This window comes from Plantactinospora solaniradicis, from assembly GCF_042658085.1.
Lineage (GTDB): Bacteria > Actinomycetota > Actinomycetes > Mycobacteriales > Micromonosporaceae > Plantactinospora > Plantactinospora solaniradicis.
In genome coordinates this window covers 256,856-280,155 of the sequence record NZ_JBHSPR010000001.1, presented here as the reverse complement: position 1 = coordinate 280,155, position 23,300 = coordinate 256,856, and the positions used below count along the sequence as shown (strand labels likewise).

Annotated in this window: 15 protein-coding genes and 1 pseudogene; 12 read left to right on the top strand and 4 right to left on the bottom strand. The window is 72.3% G+C overall.

The features are described from left to right. The 9 genes from ACFP2T_RS01290 (at position 1) to nudC (ending at position 13,927) form a co-directional block, all read left to right on the top strand. Positions 1 to 3,447: an ATP-dependent helicase gene (locus ACFP2T_RS01290; protein WP_377417820.1), complete on the top strand. Its 3,447-nt coding sequence runs from the start codon at positions 1 to 3 to the stop codon at positions 3,445 to 3,447. Beyond that, positions 3,447 to 6,977, top strand: coding sequence for an ATP-dependent helicase (locus ACFP2T_RS01285; RefSeq protein ID WP_377416343.1), 3,531 nt, complete (start codon positions 3,447 to 3,449; stop codon positions 6,975 to 6,977). The genes ACFP2T_RS01290 and ACFP2T_RS01285 overlap by 1 nt, the downstream gene beginning before the upstream one ends. Positions 6,978 to 7,217: 240 nt before the next feature. After that, a complete protein-coding gene (cspE, locus tag ACFP2T_RS01280) occupies positions 7,218 to 7,421 on the top strand; it encodes a transcription antiterminator/RNA stability regulator CspE (RefSeq protein ID WP_101369720.1) in 204 nt (67 codons plus the stop codon). 210 nt (positions 7,422 to 7,631) lie between these two features. Beyond that, positions 7,632 to 8,903, top strand: a complete 1,272-nt coding sequence (locus ACFP2T_RS01275) for a DEAD/DEAH box helicase (protein ID WP_377416341.1) — start codon at positions 7,632 to 7,634, stop codon at positions 8,901 to 8,903. 170 nt (positions 8,904 to 9,073) lie between these two features. Continuing rightward, entirely contained in the window at positions 9,074 to 9,283 is a 210-nt protein-coding gene (locus ACFP2T_RS01270; RefSeq protein WP_377416339.1) for a hypothetical protein, read from the top strand. Between the two features lie 60 nt (positions 9,284 to 9,343). Then, the gene (locus ACFP2T_RS01265) at positions 9,344 to 10,282 is read left to right on the top strand and encodes a hypothetical protein (protein ID WP_377416337.1); all 939 of its coding nucleotides are present in this window, start codon (positions 9,344 to 9,346) and stop codon (positions 10,280 to 10,282) included. Between the two features lie 50 nt (positions 10,283 to 10,332). After that, positions 10,333 to 11,646, top strand: a complete 1,314-nt coding sequence (locus ACFP2T_RS01260; RefSeq protein ID WP_377416335.1) for a M16 family metallopeptidase — start codon at positions 10,333 to 10,335, stop codon at positions 11,644 to 11,646. Continuing rightward, positions 11,643 to 12,968: a M16 family metallopeptidase gene (locus ACFP2T_RS01255; RefSeq protein WP_377416333.1), complete on the top strand. Its 1,326-nt coding sequence runs from the start codon at positions 11,643 to 11,645 to the stop codon at positions 12,966 to 12,968. Before ACFP2T_RS01260 ends, ACFP2T_RS01255 begins: the two co-directional genes overlap by 4 nt. Continuing rightward, a complete protein-coding gene (gene nudC, locus ACFP2T_RS01250; RefSeq protein ID WP_377416332.1) occupies positions 12,965 to 13,927 on the top strand; it encodes an NAD(+) diphosphatase in 963 nt (320 codons plus the stop codon). Before ACFP2T_RS01255 ends, nudC begins: the two co-directional genes overlap by 4 nt. 400 nt (positions 13,928 to 14,327) lie before the next feature. Here nudC and ACFP2T_RS01245 read toward each other — a convergent pair. Together ACFP2T_RS01245 and ACFP2T_RS01240 are read right to left on the bottom strand one after the other, a co-directional pair. Beyond that, a pseudogene (locus ACFP2T_RS01245) lies at positions 14,328 to 14,561 on the bottom strand (hypothetical protein); the annotation flags it as partial. Between the two features lie 270 nt (positions 14,562 to 14,831). Beyond that, positions 14,832 to 15,806: a helix-turn-helix domain-containing protein gene (locus tag ACFP2T_RS01240; RefSeq protein WP_377416331.1), complete on the bottom strand. Its 975-nt coding sequence runs from the start codon at positions 15,804 to 15,806 to the stop codon at positions 14,832 to 14,834. Between the two features lie 408 nt (positions 15,807 to 16,214). On the opposite strand from ACFP2T_RS01240, the gene ACFP2T_RS01235 reads away from it, so the two are divergent. Continuing rightward, entirely contained in the window at positions 16,215 to 17,612 is a 1,398-nt protein-coding gene (locus tag ACFP2T_RS01235; protein ID WP_377416329.1) for an MFS transporter, read from the top strand. Between the two features lie 118 nt (positions 17,613 to 17,730). Here the strand turns inward: ACFP2T_RS01235 and ACFP2T_RS01230 are convergent, their stop codons facing one another. Then, positions 17,731 to 17,976 (bottom strand): mycoredoxin, encoded by a 246-nt coding sequence (locus tag ACFP2T_RS01230; RefSeq protein WP_192767023.1) that lies wholly within the window; start codon positions 17,974 to 17,976, stop codon positions 17,731 to 17,733. A 137-nt stretch (positions 17,977 to 18,113) separates the two neighbouring features. Here ACFP2T_RS01230 and ACFP2T_RS01225 point away from each other — a divergent pair, with 137 nt between their 5' ends. After that, positions 18,114 to 20,264 carry an ATP-dependent DNA helicase UvrD2 gene (locus ACFP2T_RS01225; protein WP_377416326.1) on the top strand — a complete coding sequence of 717 codons (2,151 nt, stop codon included), beginning with the start codon at positions 18,114 to 18,116 and terminating at the stop codon, positions 20,262 to 20,264. A gap of 574 nt (positions 20,265 to 20,838) precedes the next feature. Beyond that, positions 20,839 to 21,204, top strand: coding sequence for a WhiB family transcriptional regulator (locus ACFP2T_RS01220; protein ID WP_377416324.1), 366 nt, complete (start codon positions 20,839 to 20,841; stop codon positions 21,202 to 21,204). A 460-nt stretch (positions 21,205 to 21,664) separates the two neighbouring features. On the opposite strand, the gene ACFP2T_RS01215 is transcribed toward ACFP2T_RS01220, so the two are convergent. Beyond that, positions 21,665 to 23,059, bottom strand: coding sequence for an ABC1 kinase family protein (locus ACFP2T_RS01215; protein ID WP_377416322.1), 1,395 nt, complete (start codon positions 23,057 to 23,059; stop codon positions 21,665 to 21,667). Positions 23,060 to 23,300 lie beyond the last annotated feature (241 nt).

Sequence of the window (23,300 nt, the reverse complement as noted above, 5' to 3'; positions counted from 1 at the left end):
GTGCAGGCGTACCGGCTGGTCCGTCGGCCGGCTGAGGCCGTGCCGGCGCGGCTCGACGACCCCGAGCAGGAAGCCGTCGTCACGCACACCGACGGGCCACTACTGGTCCTCGGTGGACCGGGCACCGGCAAGACGAGCACCCTGGTCGAGGCGGTTGCCGCCCGGGTCGCCGAGGGGGTCGACCCGGAACGCATCCTGGTGCTGACCTTCAGCCGTCGGGCGTCTACCGCACTGCGGCACCGGATCGAGGCCCGGATCGCCGGAGCGGACGGGAAGGTGCTGCACGAGCCGCTGGTCCGCACCTTCCCGGCGTACGCCTTCGGGCTGCTCCGTCGGGCGGCGGCGGAGCGCGGCGAGCCCTCGCCCCGACTCCTCACCGGCCCGGAGCAGGATCTGATCATCCGGGAACTGCTCGGGGTGATCGGCGTGGAGGACGGCGAGGAGACCGACGAGATCGAGGATCCGGTCGGCTGGCCGGAGGAGTTGCGGCCGGCGCTGCGTACCCGGGCCTTCGCCGAACAGCTCCGCGACCTGCTGATGCGGGCGGCCGAGCGGGGTGTCGGACCGGTCGAACTGGCCCAACTCGGCGAGCGGCTCGGCCGGGCGGACTGGCCCGCCGCTGCCCGCTTCCTCCGGCAGTACGTCGCCGTGCTGGCCCTGCGCGACGCCACCACCCGGGGCTCGGTCGCCTACGACCCGGCGGAACTGGTCCGGGCCGCCGCCGGCCTGCTCACCGACGATCCGGGGCTGCTCGACGCCGAGCGGGACCGGCTCGCCTACATCTACCTCGACGAACTCGCCGACACCGACCCGGCCCAGTTGGACCTGCTCGACCTGGTGGCCGGTGGTGGCAAGCCACTGGTCGCGTTCGGTGACCCGGACTCGTCGACGTACGCCTTCCGGGGGGCCGATCCGGCCGCCGTCGGCGCGTTCCCGCACCGGTTCCGGACCGCCTCCGGCGCGGTGGCGCGGACCCTGCTGCTGCCCACGTCGTACCGGGCCGGGCCGGGGCTGCTGGACGCGACCCGGCGGCTGGCCCGTCGGCTGCGTGGCCCGGCGGCGCACCGCGACCTGCGTCCGCTGCCGGACGCCGAGGCCGGCACGGTCGAGGTACGCACCTTCCGGTCCGGGACCAGCGAGGCGGCGTACCTGGCACACGCGCTGCGCTCCGCGCACCTGCTCGACGGGGTGCCCTGGTCGCGGATGGCGGTGGTGCTCCGGTCCACCACGTTGCAGCTTCCGCCGTTGCAGCGTGCGCTGCACACCGTCGGGGTGCCGACCGTGGTGCACGCCGAGGACCTGCCGCTGCACCTGCAACCGGCGGTGGCGCCGTTCCTGCTGCTGTTGCGCTGCGCGCTGGAGCCGGACCGGCTGGACGAGGAGGCGGCGGTGACGCTGCTGCACTCGCCGCTGGGCGGCGCCGATCCGCTGGCCGAGCGACGGCTGCGCCAGGGGTTGCGGGCCCTGGCCCTGGCGGCCGGGGACCGGCGACCCTCCGGCGACCTGCTCGTCGAGGCGCTGCGTGATCCGGCCGAGTTGGTCGCGATCGAACGGCGCTGGGCCGAGCCCGCCCAGGCGGTCGCCGCTCTGCTGGCCACCGCGCGGGAGGCCGGCGCGGTGCCCGGGGCGACCGCCGAGGACGTGCTCTGGGCGGTCTGGCGGGCCAGCGGGCTGGCCGAGCGGTGGTCCGGCGCGCTGGCCCGGGCCCGCACGGCGGCCGGGGCGGCAGACACCGGACTGCGCTGGCGGGCCGCGGCCGCCGACCGGGACCTGGACGCGATCGTCGTACTCTTCGACGCGGCGGCCCGGTTCGTCGACCGGCTGCCGGGGGCGCGTACCGAGGTGTTCCTCGATCACGTGCTCGGGCAGCAGTTGCCGGCGGACACACTCGCGCCGAGCGCCGACCGTGGCGAGGCGGTACGCCTGCTCACCGCCCACGCGGCGAAGGGGCTGGAGTGGGATCTGGTGGCCGTTGCCGGCGTACAGGAGGGGATCTGGCCGGACCTGCGGCTGCGGGGCAGCCTGCTCGGGTCGGAACGGCTGGTGGACGTCCTCGCCGGCCGGGGCGAGGGAGCCGGGGCGGCGGCCACCCTGGTCGGCCAGACCTCGGCGGTGCTGGACGAGGAACGCCGGCTGTTCTACGTCGCCGCCACCCGCGCCCGGCGGAAGTTGCTGGTGAGCGCGGTCGCCTCGGCGGCGGTCGGGGTGGCCGACCACGAGGAACAGCCGAGCCGCTTCCTCTACGAACTCGGCTCGGCGGTTGAGCAGCCGGACGAGGACTCTGAGGTGTTAAGAAGGGGCCCTTCTTCTACAGAAAACGATAAGAAGGGGCCCTTCCTTTCAGATGAGCCGGTGGCGTTGCCGATCGGGCGCCCGCCTCGGGCGTTGACGTTGTCGGCGTTGGTGGCGGAGTTGCGGACGGTGGTGACCGATCCGGCGGCGTCGGCGGTGCGGCGGCGGGGGGCGGCGGTGGAGTTGGCCCGGTTGGCTGGCGCAGGGGTGCCGGGGGCGCATCCGGATGATTGGTGGGGGCTTCGGGCGTTGTCGGACGACCGGCCGTTGGTGGAGGAGGGGGAGCCGGTCCGGGTCACGCCCTCGGGGATGGAGAGCGCGCTGCGGTGCAGCCTGCGGTGGCTGTTGGAGCGGCATGGGGGTAAGGGGCCGGCGAGTGCGGCCCAGGGGGTGGGCAATCTGGTGCATGCCGCGGCGATGCTGGCCGAGGATGCGAGTGTCGATCGGGGCAAGCTGCTGGAGTATGTGGCTGGGCGGTTCGACGTGATCGAACTCGCCGCCCGCTGGATGGCCGGGCCGGAGCGGGCCCGAGCCGAGGTGATGGTCGACAAGCTGCTGCGCTGGCTGGCCGGCAACCCGCGCCGGCTGCTCGCCATCGAGCACGAGTTCGCGGTACGCCTCGACGACCCCAAGCGGCCGATCGAGTTGACCGGTCGGGTGGACCGGTTGGAGGTGGACGCCGAAGGCCGGCTCGTCGTGATCGACCTGAAGACCGGCAAGTCGACGGCGGTGACGGCCTCGGAACTCGCCGAGCATCCGCAGCTCGGTGCGTACCAGGCGGCGGTGGAGGCGGGCGCCTTCGAAGACCTCGGTGCCGGCTCCGAGTCCGGCGGTGCCGCGCTGGTGCAGCTCGGTACGCCGACCCAGGACGCGAAGGAGCAGGCCCAGCCGCCGGCCGGCGAGGGCGAGGAGGCGGGCTGGGCGCGGGCGATGGTGCGGCGTACCGCCGACACGATGGCGGCGGCGACGTTCTCGGCGGTGGCGAACTCGAAGTGCCGGGTCTGCCCGGTGCGGAGCAGTTGCCCGATCTCGGGGCAGGGGCGCCAGGTCGTCGAGCCGCCGACCCGACGCCGGCCGGACGGGCCGCCGACCCGCCGCCAGCCGCCCGGCGGCGCGCCGAAACCGCCGGGGCAGCGGGGCGGGGGCGACTCCTGATGACCCAGCCGTCGCTGTTCAGTTCTGCGCCGACGCAGCGGGTCGCCGACGCCGGTCCCCGGTACACCCCGGTCGAGCTGGCCAAGCTGCTTCGGCTGCCGGCGCCGACCCTGGAGCAGGCCGCGATCATCTCCGCGCCGGTCGAACCGCTGCTGGTGGTCGCCGGGGCCGGTTCCGGCAAGACCGAGACGATGGCCGCCCGGGTGGTCTGGCTGGTCGCCAACGGGTACGTCGAACCGGGGCAGATCCTCGGCCTGACGTTCACCCGGAAGGCGGCCGGCGAACTGGGGATGCGGATCCGTACCCGGCTGGGTCAGTTGGTGCGCCGGTTGGGGCGGAACAGCCGGAACGCCGACGACGACCCGTTCGGTGGTGAGCCGACCGTGGCGACGTACCACTCGTACGCGGCCCGGATCGTCACCGAGCACGGGCTGCGGGGCGGCTACGAGCCGTCGACCCGGCTGCTCACCGAGGCGTCCCGGTGGCAGATCGTCGACCTGCTGGTCCGCAACCACGACGGCGACATGTCCGAGGTGGAGCGGATGCCGAGCACGGTCACCGACGCGGTGCTGGCGTTGGCCGGTGACCTGGCCGAGCATCTGGTCACCCCGGACGACCTGGCCGCCTGGACCGGACGGTTCTTCGCCGAGGTGCAGTCCCGGCCGGGCCGGGTCTACGCGGACGTCCGCAAGGCGCTGCACATCCAGCAGCTCCGGCTGCGACTGCTGCCGCTGGTCCGGGCGTACGCCCAGCGCAAGGACGACTTCGAGGCGATGGACTTCGGTGACCAGCTCGCCCGGGCGGCGCTGGTGGCCCGGAACCATCCGGAGGTCGGCACCATCGAGCGGGGGCGCTACCGGGTGGTGCTGCTCGACGAGTACCAGGACACCTCGCACGCCCAGGTGGTGCTGCTCAACGCGCTCTATGGTGGCGGGCATCCGGTGACCGCCGTCGGTGACCCCTGCCAGTCCATCTACGGCTGGCGGGGGGCCAGTGCCGGCACCCTGGACCGGTTTCCGACCGAGTTCGCCCAGCCGGACGGGCGACCGGCCGAGGTGCGGACCCTGACGACGAGCTGGCGTAACCGGCCGCAGATCCTGGACGTCGCGAACGGGCTGGCCGCGCCGCTGCGGGCGGCCGGAGCGCAGGTCGCCGAGCTGGCCGCGGCGTTCCGGGTGGACGAGGAGATTCCGGGCCGCACCGGTCGGGGCTTCGCCGGCGGTACGGTGCACTGCGCGCTGCTCGACACGTACGCGGACGAGGCCGACTGGATCGCGGACAGCGTTCTCGCCGCCTGGCGGGGCGCGGCACGGATGCCCGACGCGCTGCCCGAGCACGTTCCGGTGGTCAACCGGCCGACGACGGCGGTACTGGTCCGGCTCCGCAGCCAGATTCCGGCGATCGAGGCGGCGTTGCGGGACCGGGGCCTGCCGGTCGAGGTGGTGGGCCTCGGCGGACTGCTCGACACTCCGGAGGTCCGGGACGTCGTCTGCACGCTGCGGGTGCTCTCCGATCCGACCGACGGTGCCGCGCTGCTCCGGCTGCTCACCGGGGCGCGCTGGCGGATCGGGCCGCGTGATCTGGTCGCCCTGCATCGCCGGTCCACCGCGATCGCCCGCGCCCGCCGAGAACTGCCCCGGCAGGACGGCGACGACGAGCCGGAGATCGTTACGGATCGGTTGGACGAGGCGACCCTGGTCGAGGCGCTGGCCGACCTCGGTCCGGCGCAGGCGTACTCGGCGGAGGGGTACGCCCGGCTGCGGGCGTACGGCCGGGAGCTGGGCCTGCTGCGGCACCGCCTGGACCAGCCGCTGCCGGATCTGCTGGCGGACGTCGAGCGGACCATCGGGCTCGACGTCGAGGTCGCGGTACGGGCCGGCAGCGACGGTCGGGGTGGCGACGCCGGGCTGGCCCGGGGACACCTGGACGCGCTCGGCGACGTGGCGGCCCGGTTCGCCGGTGACTCGGCCGGGGCTCCGCTGCACGCCTTCCTGGCCTTCCTCGCCGCCGCCGAGGACGAGGAGCGTGGACTGTCTCCGGGTGAGGTGGAGGTGGTGGAGGGCGCGGTGCAGATCCTCACCGCGCACGCCGCGAAGGGCCTGGAGTGGGACGTGGTGTCGGTGGCCGGGCTGAGCCGGGGCGTCTGGCCCGGTACGGCCCGGGGCTCCGACCATTACCTGCTGGGACTCGGGGTACTGCCGTTTCCGCTGCGTGGCGACGCCGACGGCCTGCCCGTGCTGGCGCTGGACGACGCCGAGGACCAGAAGGCGGTGGCTCGCGCGCTGGGCACCTTCACCGATCACTGGCGGACCCACGACGAGCGGGAGGAACGCCGGCTGGCCTACGTGGCGGTCACCCGGCCTCGCCGGCTGCTGCTCTGCTCCGGCTACTGGTGGGGCGAGGGGACGAAACGCCCACGCGGCCCGTCGGGGTTCCTCGCCGAGGTGTACGAGTGGTGCGTGGCCACTCCCGAGGCCGGCGAGAGTGGGTTCGTGGTCGACGCCTGGGCGCCGGAGCCGGTCGTGGACGCGACGAACCCGACCACCGAGGTCGTGCTCCGGGCCGAGTGGCCGGCCGATCCGCTGGGCCCTCGGCGGCCCGTGCTGGCCGAGGCCGCCGCCCTGGTCCGCCGCCTGATGTCCGAGGGCCCGGACGGAGCAGACGTATTACCGGAGGAGGACGCCCCGGCCGAGGGAGCCCTGGTCGAGGGAGCCCTGGTCGAGGGAGCCTCGGTCGAGGGAGCCCCGGTCGCGGGGGAGCCGGAGGAGGGCCCGGAGCCGGGGGTGCTGCCGGGTGCCGGTCCGGAGGCGTTGCCGTCGGTGGAGCCGGAGGCGGAGGCGGTCGTGGCGGGGTGGCGGCGCGAGGCCGACCTGCTGCTCGCCGAGCGGGACTGGCTCGCCCACCGCTCGGGGCCGGTCGAGGTGATCCTGCCGGGGCACCTGTCGGTCTCCCAGTTGGTCGCCCTGCGCCGCGATCCACCGGCCCTCGCCCGTGCCCTCCGCCGTCCGATGCCGGCCCGCCCGGAGCCGTACGCCCGGCGCGGCACCGCCTTCCACGCCTGGCTGGAACAGCGGTACGGCGTGGTCCGGCTGCTCGACGTCGACGAGCTGCCCGGTGCGGCGGACTCGGACGCGGCCCCGGACGAGGCGCTGGCCGAACTCCAGGAGCGGTTCATGGCCAGCGAGTGGGCGGAGCGTACGCCGGTCGAGGTCGAGGTGCCGTTCGCCACCATGGTCGGCGGGCTGTTGGTCCGGGGCCGGATGGACGCCGTCTTCGCGCTACCGGGTGGCCGGTTCGACGTGGTCGACTGGAAGACCGGCCGCCAGCCGACCGGAGCCGAGGCGGACGCCGCGGCGGTGCAGTTGGCCGCGTACCGGCTGGCCTGGGCGGAGTTGGCCGGCGTTTCGGTCGACCGGGTACGCGCGGCCTTCCACTACGTGCGGCAGAACGTCACGGTCCGGCCGGCGGATCTGCTCGACGCCGCCGGTCTGTCCGCCCTGGTGGCAGAGCTGCCGGAGCAGACGCCGTGAGATTGATCCAGCGAAACCAGGCCGTACGCCCCGGCGTTGTGCTAACGTGGCAGGCGTTGCAGTTTTGGTTCCCAGAGACTCTGTGTGCGCCTGCGGGATTGTGACCGTAGGCGCTCTTTGTTGTGTCCGGAGTTCTCCGGGCGGGGCGACCAGGGCGACAGCAGTCCACACACTCGTGTGTGGGCGACTTTTCGGTCCGCAACAGGTGCGGTCCGATCGTTCCGTCAGGAGACGAAACAGATGGCAATTGGCACTGTGAAGTGGTTCAACGCTGACAAGGGCTTCGGCTTCATCACCCCGGACGGCGGCGGCGCTGACGTCTTTGCCCACTTCTCAGCGATCCAGAGCTCGGGCTACCGCAGCTTGGACGAGAACCAGCGGGTGGAGTTCGAGGTCACCCAGGGCCAGAAGGGCCCGCAGGCGGAGAACATCCGTCCGATCTGAGGCGCAAGCCTGAGACAAATTCAACCATCATCCCCTGATCGGGGGTGGTGACGCGGCCAGCCCGCGCCCGACGGCACGGGCTGGCTCCCGCGTATTCCCGGTCCGTGGCCGCGGCCGCCGGGCGCCATTACCGCTGGTGGCCGAGCCGCTGCGGTCACGGCCGCCGGTGAGCCTTCCTTGACACGTACCGCTCGAGGAAGGCTTCCCGCAATGACCCGTGCCATCCACTCGTTCGCTGACGCCCCGCTGGCCCCCGGGCTGCATGCCGCGTTGACCGCGAACGGCATCAACGAGCCGTTCCCGATCCAGTCGGCGACCCTGCCCGACTCGCTGGCCGGTCGGGACGTACTCGGCCGGGGCCGTACCGGCTCCGGCAAGACTCTCGCCTTCGGGCTTCCCCTGCTGTCCCGGACCGCCGGGCATCGGGCCCGGCCGGGCCGACCGCTCGCGTTGGTCCTGGTGCCCACCCGTGAACTGGCCCAGCAGGTGACCACGGCGCTCACCCCGTACGCCCGCACGCTGGGCCTGCGCTGTGCCACCGTGGTCGGCGGGCTGTCGCTGGTCCGGCAGGCCGACACGCTGCGGGCCGGCGCCGAGGTCGTCATCGCCACGCCCGGCCGGCTCGCCGACCTGGTGCAGCGCGGCGACTGCCGGCTGGACCAGGTCGCCATCACGGTGCTGGACGAGGCCGACCAGATGGCCGACATGGGTTTCCTGCCGCAGGTCACCGACCTGTTGCGTCAGGTCGCGCCGAACGGGCAGCGGATGCTCTTCTCGGCCACCCTGGATCGGGGCGTCGACCGGCTGGTCCGGCGGTTCCTCACCGATCCGGTGTCGCACTCCGTCGACCCGTCGACCGCCACGGTCACCGCGATGACCCACCACGTCCTCCAGGTCGACGCGGTGGACAAGGTGGCCGCGACGGCGCAGATCGCGGCCCGGGACGGTCGCGTGATCATGTTCGTCGGTACGAAGCACCGGGCCGACCGGCTGGCCCGACAGTTGCTGACCAGCGGCGTACGGGCGGCGGCGCTGCACGGCGGCAAGTCCCAGCCGCAGCGGACCCGCACTCTGGAGCAGTTCCGGGCCGGTCAGGTGACCGCCCTGGTGGCGACGGACGTCGCGGCCCGGGGCATCCACGTCGACGGGCTGGACCTGGTGGTGAACGTGGACCCGCCGAACGAGGCGAAGGACTACCTGCACCGGGGCGGCCGTACGGCCCGCGCGGGCGAGGCGGGCCGGGTGGTCACGCTGGTGCTGCCGGAGCAGCGTTCCGAGGTGGCCCGGCTGATGAGCACCGCCGGGATCAGGCCCGAAACGGTCCGGATCCGTCCCGGCGACGATGAGCTGATCCGCGTCACCGGTGCCCGGATCCCGTCCGGTGCCCCGGTGTCGGTTGCCGCGCCGCCCGTCGACGCCCGGATGCCGCACCGGACCGCGGCCCGGCCGCCGCGCCCGCGTCGCCCCCGCCGCGCCGCCTGAGCGCACCCTCCCCGACGCGCTACCACGCCGCACTCCGATCGGTCAGGGCAATTATGCCCGCGAATACACCTGATCGCGTCCGATGGGCGACTGTGGAGTAACCGGTGACCGGTCATTCTGTCCTGGGGATCCAGCGGCCACGGGGAAGGGTCGCGGTGGGGGAGGTTGTGATGACCGTCGGTGTCGGTCGGGGCTCGGCGCGAGAGATTCTGGTGGTGCTCGCGCTCGCTGTCGGGGGGCTGCTCCTTGCCATGCTGGCTGCCTTCACTCCGTGGTACGGCGTTGCCGCCGGGTCGCCCGAGGTCGAGGTGGTGGAGATGCACTCGCCGCCGTGGGCGGTCACCGACGGCGGCGAACTGACGGCCGTCGGCGAGGGCTGATTTCCGCCGCGCCTCGGCCGGTCCGGGCCTCCGTTGGTGGTGTTGACTAGACGGATGCCGGTGAACGTCCCCCGTCCGAAGGACGGTTCCCAGGCCCCGCCCGGGGCCGCCTGGGGAGCGGGCGCGGTGACCCGGATCGGCCTGCCGACACCGCCACCGGACCCGCCGGCAGCACCACCCGGCGGTACGGGTGGTCGGGACCGCCGGCTGTGGTGGTTCATCGGCGCGGCCGCCGCCGTACTGGTCATCGGCCTCGTGGTGGTGCTCGGGCTGACCGTCTCCGACGGTGTCGACCCGCTGTGGAGCCGGCCGGAGGCGGCGACGGACGTCCGGCCGCCACTGGCCCGGAAGTGCCCGCTGCCCCGGTCGTCGGCGTCGGCGGTGCCCGGTTCACCCACGCCGGCCAACCCGGCCCCGGCCAGCCCGGCTCCAGCCAGCCCCGTCGTTCCGCCGACCGGTCCGGGGCAGCCGTTGTCCGGGGAGCGGACCGTCGACCCCGACGCCGGGATCTCCTACGCCACCTACGGTGCGCCCTGGGAACCCTGGCGGGCGGTGTGGAACGCCGGCAGCCTGGAGGTGCCGTACAAGGTGGGGCAGCACTTCGTCACGGAGTCGGCGTACGACGGGCGCAGCGACTACCACGCGTCCATCCTCTCGGCGGCGGTGCCGGCGGCGGAGAACGACGCCCTGACCTTCGACCTCGAATGCGTGGGCCGGCAGGTGGCCGACGACGTGCGTGCCGAGTACTACCCGCAGCCGAACCGGATGGAGTCGATCCGGAACGAGCGGACCACCGTCGGCGGGCTGCCGGCCTGGGTGAGCGTCTTCCGGCTGCACTTCAGCCGCCCGGGGCTGCGCGCCACCGACGAACTGGTGGCGGTCGCCTGCATCGACGTGGGACGGTCGACGGCCGCGGTCCTCTACATCTCGGTGCCCGGCACCCACCGGGAGCTCGACTGGGTGGTCGAGCACGCGCTCGCCTCGGTACGTCCCATCTGATCCGGGGGACGGCGACCCGCGATGGTCGGGGAACGCGCTAGGGTCGGTTCGTGGCGGCGGGAAGATCGAGAATTCCAGCAACGAAGCATTCGGTCGAGCGGTTCACCCTCGACAACGGTCTACGGGTGGTGCTGGCGCCGGACCGTAGCGCTCCGGTGGTCGGGGTGGCCGTCGTCTACGACGTCGGCATCCGGTCGGAACCGGAGGGCAGGACGGGCTTTGCCCACCTGTTCGAGCACCTGATGTTCCAGGGCTCGGAGAACCTGGAGAAGCTGGCGCACTTCCGCCACGTCCAGGGGGCCGGCGGGACCTTCAACGGCTCGACCCACCTCGACTACACGGACTACTGGGAGACGTTGCCGAGCAACGCGCTGGAGCGTGCCCTCTTCCTCGAGGCGGACCGGATGCGCGGTCCCCGGCTGACCGAGGAGAACCTCCGCAACCAGGTGGACGTGGTCAAGGAGGAGATCCGGGTCAACGTGCTCAACCGGCCGTACGGCGGCTTTCCCTGGTTGCGCCTGCCGCCGGTCATGTTCGACACGTTCGCCAACGCGCACGACGGTTACGGCTCCTTCGACGACCTGTCCAGCGCGAGCATCGCCGACGCGACCGACTTCTTCGGCCGCTACTACGCCTGCGGGAACGCGGTGCTCGCGGTCGGTGGGGACCTGGACGTGCCGGAGGTGACGGCGCTGATCGAGCGGCACTTCGGTGACGTGCCGGCCCGACCCGCGCCGGTCCGGCCCGACTTCGCCGAGCCGGACCTGACCGGCGAGCGACGGGAGTCGTACACCGACAAGCTGGCGCCGTTGCCAGCGGTGGCCGCGGCGTGGCGGGTGCCGGATCCGATCGGTGACTTCGCGAACTACCTGCCGTACGTGGTGCTGGCCGAGGTGCTCACCGACGGCGACGCGTCCCGGCTGGTCGAGCGATTGGTGCTGCGCGACCGGACGGTGACCAGCATCGGCGGCTATCTGGGGCTGATGGGCGACCCGTTCGACGTCCGGGACCCCACCGCGATGGTGTTGCAGGCCCACCTGCCACCGGGCGGCGGGGTGGACAAGGTGCTGCGCACCATCGACGAGGAGCTGGACCGGTTGGCCAGCGACGGGCTGACCGCCGACGAACTGGCCCGGACCCAGGCCCGGATGGCCACCCACCTGCTGCGGGAGACCGACGCGGTGCTCGGCCGGACCCTGCAGATGGCGGTACTGGAGCAGCAACGGGGTGATCCGGGCCTGCTCGGCGAGCTGCCCCGGCTGGTCGGCGAGGTGACCGAGGAGCAGGTACGGGCCGCGGCCGCCACCCTGCGGCCGCAGCGGCGGGCCGCGGTCGAGGTCGTTCCCGGTGGAGGTGCCAGGTGACCACCCGTACGCTGCCCCCGCTCGGGCCGACCCGCAAGCTCAAGCTGCCCCGCGAGGTCGAGCGCACCCTGCCGAACGGGCTGACGGTGATCGCCCTGCGCCGGCCGGCCGTTCCGCTGGTCGAGATGCGGCTGTGGCTGCCGTTCGGCAAGGCGAACCTGGCCCGTGGGCTGATGATGTCGCAGACGCTGCTCTCCGGCACCGGCACGATGTCCTCGGTGGAACTCGCCGCGGAGTTGCAGAAGGTCGGCGGCGGGCTCTCCGCCGGGCTCGACTCCGACCGGCTGATGATCTCGGGCAACGGCCTGGTGACCGGGCTGAACCGGCTGCTGGACCTGCTCGCCGAGGTGGTGACCGGCGCGACCTATCCCGCCGACGAGGTCGCCACCGAGCGGGCCCGGCTCATCGACGGGATCCGGATGGCGCAGAGCCTGCCGGCGCACCTGGTCCGGAAGGCCCTGCTCAAGCGGATGTACGGCAAGCACCCGTACGCCGTGCAGACGCCGGAGCCGGAGCAGGTCGAGGCGGTCCGGCCGGCCCAGTTGCGTACCCTGCACGCCGCCCGGGTACGTCCGGCCGGCGCGATCCTGCTGCTGGTCGGCGACGTACAACCGGCGAAGGCGCTGGACGCGGCGGAGCGGGCGCTGGCCGGCTGGACCGGGGACGGCGCGCCGGGCGAGTTGCCCGCGGCGCCTCCGCTGGAGCCGGGACCGCTGCTGCTGGTCGACCGGCCCGACTCGGTGCAGTCCTCGCTGCGGCTGGCCCTGCCGGCGGTGCCGCGTACCCATCCGGACCATGCCGCGCTGCAACTGGCGAACCTGGTCTTCGGCGGCTACTTCTCCTCCCGTTGGGTGGAGAACATCCGCGAGGACAAGGGGTACACCTACGGGCCGCATTCGACGATCGAACATTCGGTCGCGGGTTCCGCGCTGGTGGTCGCGGCCGAGGTCGCCACCGAGGTGACCGGCCCGGCCCTGCTGGAGACGAACTACGAGTTGGGGCGGCTGGCGTCGTTGCCGCCGAAGGAGGACGAGTTGGAGCAGGCCCGGCAGTACGCGCTGGGCACGCTTCAGCTCGGCATCTCGACCCAGGCCGGGCTGGCGGCGGTGGCGAGCGCGTACGCCGGCTCCGGGCTGCGGTTGGAGTTCCTCGCCGAGCACGCGGCCCGGTTGGCGAAGGTGACCCGGGACGACGTGGCGGCCGCGGCGGCGAAGTACCTGGCTCCGGCGCGGGCGGTCACCGTGGTGCTGGGTGACGCCGCTGCGGTGCAGGAGCCACTCGGGGTGCTGGGACCGGTGCGTACGGAGGCTCCGGAACAGTGAGCTCCGGCCCGCCGCTCGCCCGGTCGACGCTGGACCGCGCCGCCCACCGACGTTCCGATCAGCAGTGGCTGACGGACGCCTGGCCTCGGGCGCGGGTGCTGGTGATCGACGTGGCGGGTGGTGGGCGGACCCTGGTCGGGTCCTCGACGGAGAAGCCGGAGCTGTTCCTGCTAGGTCCGGAAGCCGTCGAGGACAGCGAGCCGGCCGGACGGCTGTTTCTCGGTGTCGAGCCGGACGACGTTCCGGTGTTCGCGGTCGCCGCACCGCTGCCGGAGGTCGCCGGTGCCCGGGCGGCCACCCTGCGCGAGGTCGGGCACCTGCTCAGCGATCGGGACGCCGGCCTGTTCACCACCGCCGTCGCCCTGGCCAACTGGCACGCCCGACACCTGTATTCGTCGATCACCGGGCTCGCCACGGTGGTGGGTGACGCCGGCTGGTCCCGGACGGACGAGGCGGGCCACCAGCTCTGGCCGCGTACCGATCCGGCGATGATCGTGCTGGTGCACGACGGGGTGCCGGGGCCGGACGGACGGTGTCTGCTCGGCAACAATGCGGCCTGGCGGGCCGACGAGGGTGTGCGTCGCTACTCCTGCCTCGCCGGCTATGTGGAACCGGGCGAGTCGGCCGAGGACGCGGTGGTCCGGGAGGTCGGCGAGGAGGTCGGCCTGCTGCCCCACCACATCGGGTACGTCGCCAGCCAGGCGTGGCCGTTTCCGGGATCGCTCATGCTGGGCTTCTTCGCCCTTGCCGACCCGGGCGGGCCGATGCGGCTGGATCCGAGCGAGATCGCCTACGCCGGTTGGTTCACCCGGCGGGACATCGCCGCGGTGCTGGCCGGGGAGCGGGTCGATGTCGGCGACGGCCTGGCGTTGGCGTTGCCGCCGCCGTCGTCGATCGCCCTGTTCCTGATCCGCCGGTGGCTCGACGGCGGATCAGGTGGCGGGATCGACGGCTCGTAGCGGGATCGGCGGCCCGGGGGTCACGCGCGGGTACAGAAACAATCTTGGCCCGCGACCGTCGTTGCCGCGACGATCACGGGCCAAGATCATGGGCCGTCGTCGTCGGGTGTGGCATGGAACGCGGCGGGGGACGCCGCCCGACGACGACGGTCGTCTAGGAGAGTCTCGACGGCGGGCCGAGATTCCTCGGTTGCGGATCGGGACCGCCGGCTGGCGGAGCGAGGGCGCCGGGCGCCGGAGTGAGGCCGCCGGCCGGGGAGCCGACCAGGTCGCTCGGGGTGGGCTTGCGGTGGTTCGCCGGTGATCCGCGGTCGCCGGGGCCGCTGTTCCGGTCGCCCGTACGGCGACCGTCCAGCTCGGCCGGCCCACCACCGTTGTGCCCACTCCGGAGCCGGCGCTCGGGTTGGCCCACCGGCAGGACCTTGACCCGCTGTCGTCCGGATCGGACGGCGCCCACGCTCGACAGCGCACGGGCGAGGAGCAGTGCCGCGTCCCGGTCGTCCGCGCGGACGGTCTGGCGGCGCTGTTCCGGCGCGGTCTGCTCGTCGCGGAGGCACTCTCCCTGTGCCCAGGCGGCAGCCAGGTCGTCATCAGCGGCAGCACGGATATCCGTACGAACGATTAGAAACCGCATGGGTGTCTCCGAGGCCGGTGACGGATAATGATCCTGTGATTACCGAACGAAGTCATCACGTGGAACTTCCACGTCCCCCCTTGGGCTATGTTCACCCATTCCGGCCCGGCGGGCAAGTGAAACGCGCCGATTGGAGTAGTCGCTCGTCCGATCAGGTGACACCGGTTCAACGCACCAACCGGGGCTGTGGTAGTTGGGCATGGCAGAGCCGCCGGCCTCCCGTACGGGAAGCCGGCGGCTCCGAGGTCGTTCCGGTGTGGCCGGTGGCGGCTACTGCTCGGTCAGCCGCCCGGTACGGCGACTGCGCTGGGCCGGCGGCACGGCAGAGCCACGAGCCGCCGAGTTCCTGATCGGACCGGCCCGCTGTCCCGCCTCGTCGGCCAGCCACGAGAGTGTCTCCTCGGGACTGAGCGCCGAGTCCTGGAGCCACTCGAATACCACCGAGTAGGTACTGATCTCGTCCTGGTCGGTGAGCATGAGGTTGGTGGAGAGTCCCTCGATCGCGAGGGTCTCCGGATCCTGCGGCTCGGCGAACCGGTAGAGCGAGAACGCGGTGTGTGGCAGGTACCAGTCCGCGATCGTCTGCTCGGCGAGCAGGACCTGGAGCGTGACGTTCGGCAGCATGGCGAGCTTGCGGAGCTGGATCAGCTGGGCGCGGACCACGTCCCGGGGGCCGGCTCGGACGCCGAGCGCCGCCTCCTCGATCACCGCCGAGTAGTGGGGCGGTTCGACGTCCCGGGTGAGCAGTGACTGCCGGGCCAACCGCGCGGCCACCTCGGTGTCCGTGTCCTCGGTGTCGTCCCGGTCGGGATCGTTCACCAACTGCCGGGAGGAGAGGATCCGCAGCTTGACGTACGCCTTGGTCTGCAACAGGCCGGGGACGATCACCGGGCTGTACTCCCGGATCTCCGCGCAACCGGCCTCCAGTTCCGCGTAGCCGCGCTGGCGCGGGGTCATCACCGGGTACGAGCGCAGCCAGCTGCGGATGTCCCCGGCCTCGCCGGTGATCGCGGTCAGCTCGTCCCGGAGCGGCCCGGTGACCTTGTACAGGTCCAGCAGGTCGAGGACGTCCCGCAGGTCGGGCCGACTACGGCCGTTCTCCAGCCGGGACAGTTTGGAGGCCGAGGCCCAGCCCACCGCCTCGATGACCTGGTCACCTGTGAGCTTGGCCGACTCCCGCAGCTTCCGCAGTTCTACGCCGAGTCTGCGGCGTCGCAGGATCGGACTGGGTTGAGCAGCAGGCACTGGATCCTCGCTCTCGATCGCGTCGAGCCCGTCGCCGGGCCGGGGCCGACCATCCGGTCGCGCTCCCCGGCGGTCCAGTATGCCGCCGTTCGCGTACGCCCTGCCGTCGAATGGTAACGGCGTGTCTAAATAGAAGAGATTTTCCGAGGGTTTTCCGTGGTTCTCGTCGGATAGCCGATCCATCTCCGACGGTGACCGTCCCGCAAGCCACCATCGAATGCGACGAATTTTCACCCCGACGATCACGCCGTGCCCACCCCCAATCACCCCGACGGCCGCCCAGCACGGCGACCACCCGCCGCAGGCGACCCGTGCCCGCGGCCCACCTGCGTCGGCGGCGACCACGGGAGGGTCCGGACGCTCGCGGGCCCTCGCCGGCCCGTCGCCGCACCGGAAGGGACCCCTCCGATGCGAAGCATCCTGCGCCGCCCCGACTTCCGGCGTCTCTTCGCCGGTCTCGTCTTCAGCATGACCGCAGAGTCGATCATGCTGTTGGCGCTGGCCGTGTGGGTGAAGGATCTGACCGATTCGGACGCCATGGCCGGCGCCACCATCTTCGCCATGGTGGCGCCGATGGCCCTCGCCCCGATCGTCGGCTGGATGGTGGACCGATTCCGCCGTCGCCCGTTCTTCATCGTCGCCAACCTGGCCACGGCGGTCGTGCTCACCCCGCTGTTCCTGGTCCGGGACCGGGACGACGTCTGGGTCATCTACGTGGTGGGCGGCCTGTACGGGCTCTCCTACGTCGCCCTCGGCGCGGCCCTCAACGGACTGATCAAGGAGATCGTTCCCGAGGACCTGATGGCCCAGGCGAACGGCGTCCTACAGACCGTGAAGCAGGGACTCCGTCTGGTCGGGCCGCTGGCCGGCGCGGCGCTCTACACCGGTGCCGGCGGCTGGACGCTGCCGACCGTCGGCGTGTTCGGCTTCGTGGCCGCCGCGTACGCGGTCTCCGTAGTGCGGCTCGCCGAGCGTTCCCCCGGACCGGCCCACCTGCGCTGGGTCACCGAGGTAGGGGCGGGACTGCGGCACATGGTCGGCGAGCCGGCACTGCGCCGGGCGGTCCTCGGTGCCGCTCTCGCCGTACTGGTGATGGGGTTCAGTGAATCGTTGATCTTCGCGTATGTCGACCAGGGGCTGGGTCGGGAACCCGGTTTCGTCGGCGTGCTGGTCACCATGCAGGGCATCGGCGGGGTGCTCGGCGGCCTGCTGTCCCCCGCCGTCGTACGCCGGTTCGGCGAGGTCGCCGCGCTCGCGGTCGGGGTGGCGGTCTTCGCGTCCGGCGCGCTGCTGCTGGCGTACCCGACGATCTGGCTCGCCTTCGTGGCGCTGGTGCTGCTCGGCTTCGGCCTGCCGATCGCCTTCGTCGGACTCAACACGCTGATCCAACGCCGGACCCCGGCCCCGGTGCTCGGCCGGGTGGCCGCGGCGTCCGAGGCGCTGATCAGCGGCCCACAGGCGATCTCCATCGGCACCGGAGCCCTGCTGGTCGGTGTGCTCGACTACCGGCTGCTCTTCGTGGTGATCGCGGTGGTGATGACGATGGCGGCCGGATACCTCTGGGGAGGTCGCGGTCTGTCCGCGCCGCGCCGCGCCGGCCCGGCGGATCCGGACCGTACCCCGTCGGGACCGGCGCCCGACGTGATCCTGCCGGACGTGCTGCCGTCCGCCGTCAATCCGAACGGCCTGCCGTCCGCCGTCAATCCGAACGGCCTGCCGTCCGGCGGCAGTCCGAACGGCCTGCCGTCGCCGGCCGGAGGGGCGACGGAGACGTCCCCGGCGTCCGGTTCCCGCCCACGGTGGTGAGTCTCACCTGGTGAGTCTCAGTTGGTGAGGCTCGCCCACGTGGCGGGAACCGGACGCCGGGACGGACGCGTCGGCGCGGCTCGCCGCAGCGACCCCGACCGGCGGTCGGGCGCCCCGATCAGCTCTCGGCGAGTGCCGCCAGGCGCTTCTTGACGTCGACGATGGAGGGGTTGGTCAGCGCCGTGCCGTCCTCGAACCGCACGGTCGGCACGGTCTGGTTCCCGCCGTTGACGCTCTGCACGTACTCCGCGGCGGCCAGGTCCTGCTCGATGTCCACCACCACGTACCCGATGCCCTCCCGGTCGAACTGGGACTTGAGCCGGTGGCAGTAGCCGCACCAGGACGTGGAATACATCGTCAACATCGTCGAGACCTCCGCGGTGCTCAATCGTTCTCGGCCCGGTTCGACCGGTTCTGCCCGGTCGGACCTTGGATCGGACGGGTTGTCGATCACACAGGCTAAAGGTGCAACGTCGGCGGGGGCTGCCATGATTCCTACCTGTGGCGGCTGACTCAAGCGTGGAACGGATCCTGGCCGGGCTCGATCCCGAACAGCGCACCGCGGTGACGGCGCCGGCCGGGCCGGTCTGCATCCTGGCCGGCGCCGGCACCGGCAAGACCCGGGCGATCACCCACCGGATCGCCTACCGGGTCCTGCGCGGCGAGGTCGCCGCCCGGCACGTGTTGGCGGTCACCTTCACCGCCCGGGCCGCCGCCGAGATGCGGGCCCGGCTCGGCGCGCTCGGCGTGCCGGGTGTGCAGGCCCGGACGTTCCACGGTGCCGCGCTGCGGCAGGTCAGGTACTTCTCGTCCCGGCTGCTGTCCGGCCGGGAAATGCCCGAGCTGCTGGACAGCAAGGTCCGACTGGTCACCCTGGCGGCGGCCAAGGTCGGGCTGCGGACCGACCGGGCGGCCGCCCGGGACCTGGCCGGCGAGATCGAGTGGGCCAAGTCCTCGCTGGTCGAGCCGGGGGAGTACGTGGTGGCGGCGGCCAAGGCGCTCCGGGAGACCCCGCACGATCCGGCCCGGGTGGCCGAGGTGTTCGCCGGCTACGAGCAGATCAAGCGCGCCAACGGGGTGATCGACTTCGAGGACATGCTGCGCGCGGCGGTGTGGGGGATCGAGGACCACCCGGACGTCGGTGAGCAGATCCGGGCCCAGTACCGGCACTTCGTGGTCGACGAGTACCAGGACGTCAACCCGCTCCAGCAACGGCTGCTCGACGCCTGGCTGGGCGGCCGGGACGACCTGACCGTGGTCGGGGACGCGAGTCAGACGATCTACTCGTTCACCGGCGCGACCTCGGCGCACCTGATCGACTTTCCCCGGCAGCGCCGGGACGCGGTGGTGGTCCGGCTGGTCCGCGACTACCGCTCGACGCCCCAGGTGGTCGGGCTGGCCAACGCGGTGATCCGGCAGGCCCGGGGCACCGAGGCGCGGCTGCGGTTGGAACTGGTCGGGCAACGGCCTCCGGGTGCCGAGCCGGACCTGCGGATCTTCGCCGACGAGCCGGCCGAGGCCGCCGCGGTCGCGGCCCGCTGCCGGGATCTGATCGCCGCCGGTACGCCGGCCCGGGAGATCGCCATTCTCTTCCGCACCAACGCGCAGTCCGAGGCGTACGAGAAGGCGCTGGCCGAGGCGGAGGTGGCGTACCAGGTCCAGGGCGCCGAACGGTTCTTCGAACGGACCGAGATCCGGCAGGCCCTGATCGCGCTGCGCGCCGCCACCCGGTCGACGCCGGGAGAGACGCCGCTGGTCCCGGCCGTCGTCGACGCGCTGTCCGCGGTCGGCTGGGCACCGGACCAACCCCCGTCCGGCGGCGCCGCCCGGGAACGCTGGGAGGCCCTCGCCGCGCTGGTCCAGCTCGCCGAGGAGTACGCCTCGATCCCCGTCGTACTGCCGATCGGCGAGGCGGCCGCCGTCGAGCGGCCGGTGTCGCTGGCGGACTTCTGCGCCGAGCTGAGCCGGCGGGCCGCCGCGCAGCACGTACCGACCGTCGACGGGGTGACGCTGGCCTCGCTGCATTCGGCGAAGGGGCTGGAGTGGGACTCGGTGTTCCTGGTCGGGCTCTCCGACGGCACCCTGCCGACCAGCTACGCCAAGACCGCCGAGCAGGTGGAGGAGGAGCGTCGGCTGCTCTACGTCGGGGTGACCCGGGCCCGGGAGTGGCTCTGGCTGTCGTACGCCTCGGCCCGCTCGCCCGGTGGTCGGGCCCGGCGCCCCTCCCGCTTCCTGCCGCAGTTCGACCGATCGGGCGGAACGCGGTCGGCGGAGGCCCCGGGTGCCGGTGGTCGGAAACCCGACCGTCGGCGTACCCAGATCATCTCGTGCCGGGTCTGCGGGGCGACCCTGCTCGCCGGTGCGGACCGCAAGCTGGGGCGGTGCGCGGACTGCCCGTCCGACCTGGACTCCGAACTCCTCGACCGGCTACGCGACTGGCGGAGCCGGGTCGCCGCCGTCCAGAAGGTCCCCGCCTACGTGGTCTTCACCGACGCCACCGTGGTCGCGCTGGCCGAACGCCGGCCGACGCGGACGCAGGAGTTGCTGGCCATCGCCGGGATCGGCCCCCGCAAACTCGGCCTGTACGGCGACGCGGTGCTCGCGTTGGTCGGCGGTGCCGGGGTCGACGACGTGCTGCTGGCGGACGAGTGACGGGCCCGGTGCGGGGGCCCGGAGCAGTGTCGGAAGAAAGTTCTGCAACTTCGCCGTAATTCGTTTGCCCTCGCGCCGGGATGAGGAATAACCTCATGGCACACCTCGCGAGCGGCGGCTTTCAGGCTGTTCAAGAGGGGTATGAGTCCGATGTTGGTGACGAGTGAGAGGCAGGAGGTGACCACCGTGGAGACGTATCTGACCCCACGACCGTGGGCGCTCACTGCTGTCCTCGCTCCGGTGTCGGAGGTCGGGTGCATCCTGGCCGAAGCCACCCCCCAGCGTTCCCAGGTGCACCAGGTCTTGACCCAGACCGAGCTGGTTCAGGCCCAGGCGTCCGCCGAGCGTCAGGGGACCAATGGATTCACGGGCAATGGCATCGCCGTCGGCGTCAAGCGGATGGATGTCAGCGGGGTTCCACCTCGAGGTAGACCGGTCTAACACAGACCAGCCGGCTCACCTCGAGGCCGCGGAACCCGTACACCGGGATCCGCGGCCTTAGTTATTTCCGCACTGCCGAAGTAAGTCGGAACAACGATCTACGAGATCGAAACGAGAGAGAGGTGACCGGGCGATGAGTCTGGCGTTGGCCCCACTCGACGTGAGCGTCGACCTGGAGGCGAACCTGCCCTGCCGGAAGTTCGACCCCGACCTGTGGTTCTCGGACTCTCCTGCCGAACTGGAACTGGCCAAGTCGCTCTGCGGGGACTGCCCGCTGCGCGTCGAGTGCCTGGCCGGCGCGGTGGAGCGGTCCGAGCCGTGGGGTGTCTGGGGCGGCGAGATCTTCGAGCGTGGCGCGGTTGTCCCGCGCAAGCGGCCGCGGGGCCGTCCACGCAAGGAGGACGTCGCTCGGGACGCCGCGCTGCGGGTCGAGGCGCAGGCGCGACTGGCGGCCGATGGCCTTGCCGGCTCGCGTAGCGCGGTCCGGTTGGCGGCCTGACATGAACCCGATCCGTACGTCCGCCGGTCTCGTATCGGCGCCGATCGCCGCGGTACCCGCGGTAACGAGATTGACCACCACCGCTACGCCCACCCTGAACGGAGTTACCAGGATGCAACTCATCCACGAAGCGTTGTCCCGGGCTCGAATGCGACTGCCTCAGGCCGGTCGTAGCACCACGCGCACTGAGGCAACCCGATCCGCCCGAATGATCGCGCTGGAAGCCCGCCGCCGGGCGGCTCGCGATCTGGGCAGTCTGTAACCGTCGGCAGACATAGCCGTCGGTAGGTATCGAATCTGACATTCACGAAAAAGGGCCTGTCGCGGTGGGATGGATCATCCATCCGCCGCGGCAGGCCCTTCTTCGGTCCGATTGCGGTCTGCGCGACGCCGCCGAGCCGGACTCCGCGCGACGCCGCTCCGGACTCTGCGCGACGCCGCCGCGCCGGGATCTAACGGGTCAGGGCACCGGAGCGAATCCGGGCAGCCAGCGTTCCACGATGCCGCGATAGGGCGCCTTCGCCTCCAACTGGCAGAGCACGCCGATCGAGCCGAGGGTCACCCGGTGGATCAGGAGGTACGACGGCGGCAGATTGAGCTGCCGGCTCAACTGGTAGGCCGGGGACTTCGGATTGGCCAGCCGGCCCGCCTCGACCCGTAGCCAGGCCCGGGTGAAGCGGAACTCCTCGACGGAGAGCGGTTGCAGGATCGGCATCAGGAAGTCGAGCACGGCCTGGGCGTCGATCTGCGAGTCGGCCTTGATGAAGCCCTCCTCGCGCAGCCCCGCCACCACCGCGTCGGCGTCGCCGGCCAGCGCCAGCCGGACCAGCCGGCCGATCGGCTCCGGGTGCCCGCCGGGTAGCCGGGCCACCGCACCGAAGTCGATCACTCCGAGCCGCCCGTCCGGGAGCAGCCGGAAATTGCCCGGATGCGGATCGGCGTGCAGCAGCCCGGCCCGCATCGGCGCCGAGAAGTGCAGGGTGGCCATGAGCCGGCCCGCCTGGTCGCGCTCGCTCTCCGTACCGGAGTTGATGATCGCCGACAGCGGGGTGCCCTCGACCCAGTCCGTGACCAGCACCCGGGGCGCCGCCGCGACCACCTCGGGTACGAAGATCTCCGGGTCGCCCGCGTACGCGGCAGCGAACGCCCGCTGCGACTCCGCCTCCAGCTCGTAGTCGAGTTCCTCGCTGATCCGATCGCGCAGCTCGCTGAGCAGGGGTTTGATGTCCAGTCCGGGCTGGATGGCCCGGAACATCGTGCCGAGCCGGGACAGCTGCTTCAGGTCCGACAGCAGCGCCGGACCGGCTCCGGGGTACTGGACCTTGACCGCCACCGGTCGCCCCGTCGGCGCCGTGCTGGCGGCTCGGGCGGCCGTCGACTTCGCGGTGCGCCGCCGTCCGGTCAGTGCGGGGGGAGCCTCCGTCTTCCAGATCGCCCGGTGCACCTGCCCGATGCTCGCGGCGGCGGCCGGCTTGTCGTCGAACTCGAGGAAGTACGACCGCCAGTCCGGCCCGAGCTGCTCGGCGAGCACCTTGTGCACGCTGGCCGCCGGCAGTGGGGGAGCCGCCTCCTGGAGTTTGGTCAGGGCCTGCCGGTACGGCGCGGCGATCTCCTCGGGCAGCGCGGCCTCGAAGACCGACAGGGCCTGCCCGAACTTCATCGCACCACCCTTGAGCTGGCCCAGCACGCTGAAAAGCTGCTCGGCGGTGCGTTGCTGAATCTCGTTCGAGATCACCTCGGAGGCCAGTCCGGTGACCCGCTTCCCCATGCCCAGTACGGTCCGGCCAGCGAAGCCGAGTGGCAGAGCGGCGAGCTTGGCGGTCCGGGACACGGCCCGGCGCGGGATATCGGTCACCAGATCATTGTTACCGACGCGGCGGTGTCCCGACCGCCGTCGACGGGTGGCCCCGGCCACGTCCTCCGGTCATCGGGGTGACTTCGAGCCGTAACCCCGGGAGAATGGGCCGGTCCGTCCCTCCGGCGGCTGGTTCGGGCCGATGTCGACGGCCTGCGCCCGCTACGCCTTTCCGCCCCGATCCGGCAGACCGGGTGCGTTCCGGTCCGGGCATCGGCCGGTGTCCCTTTCGTCCGACCGG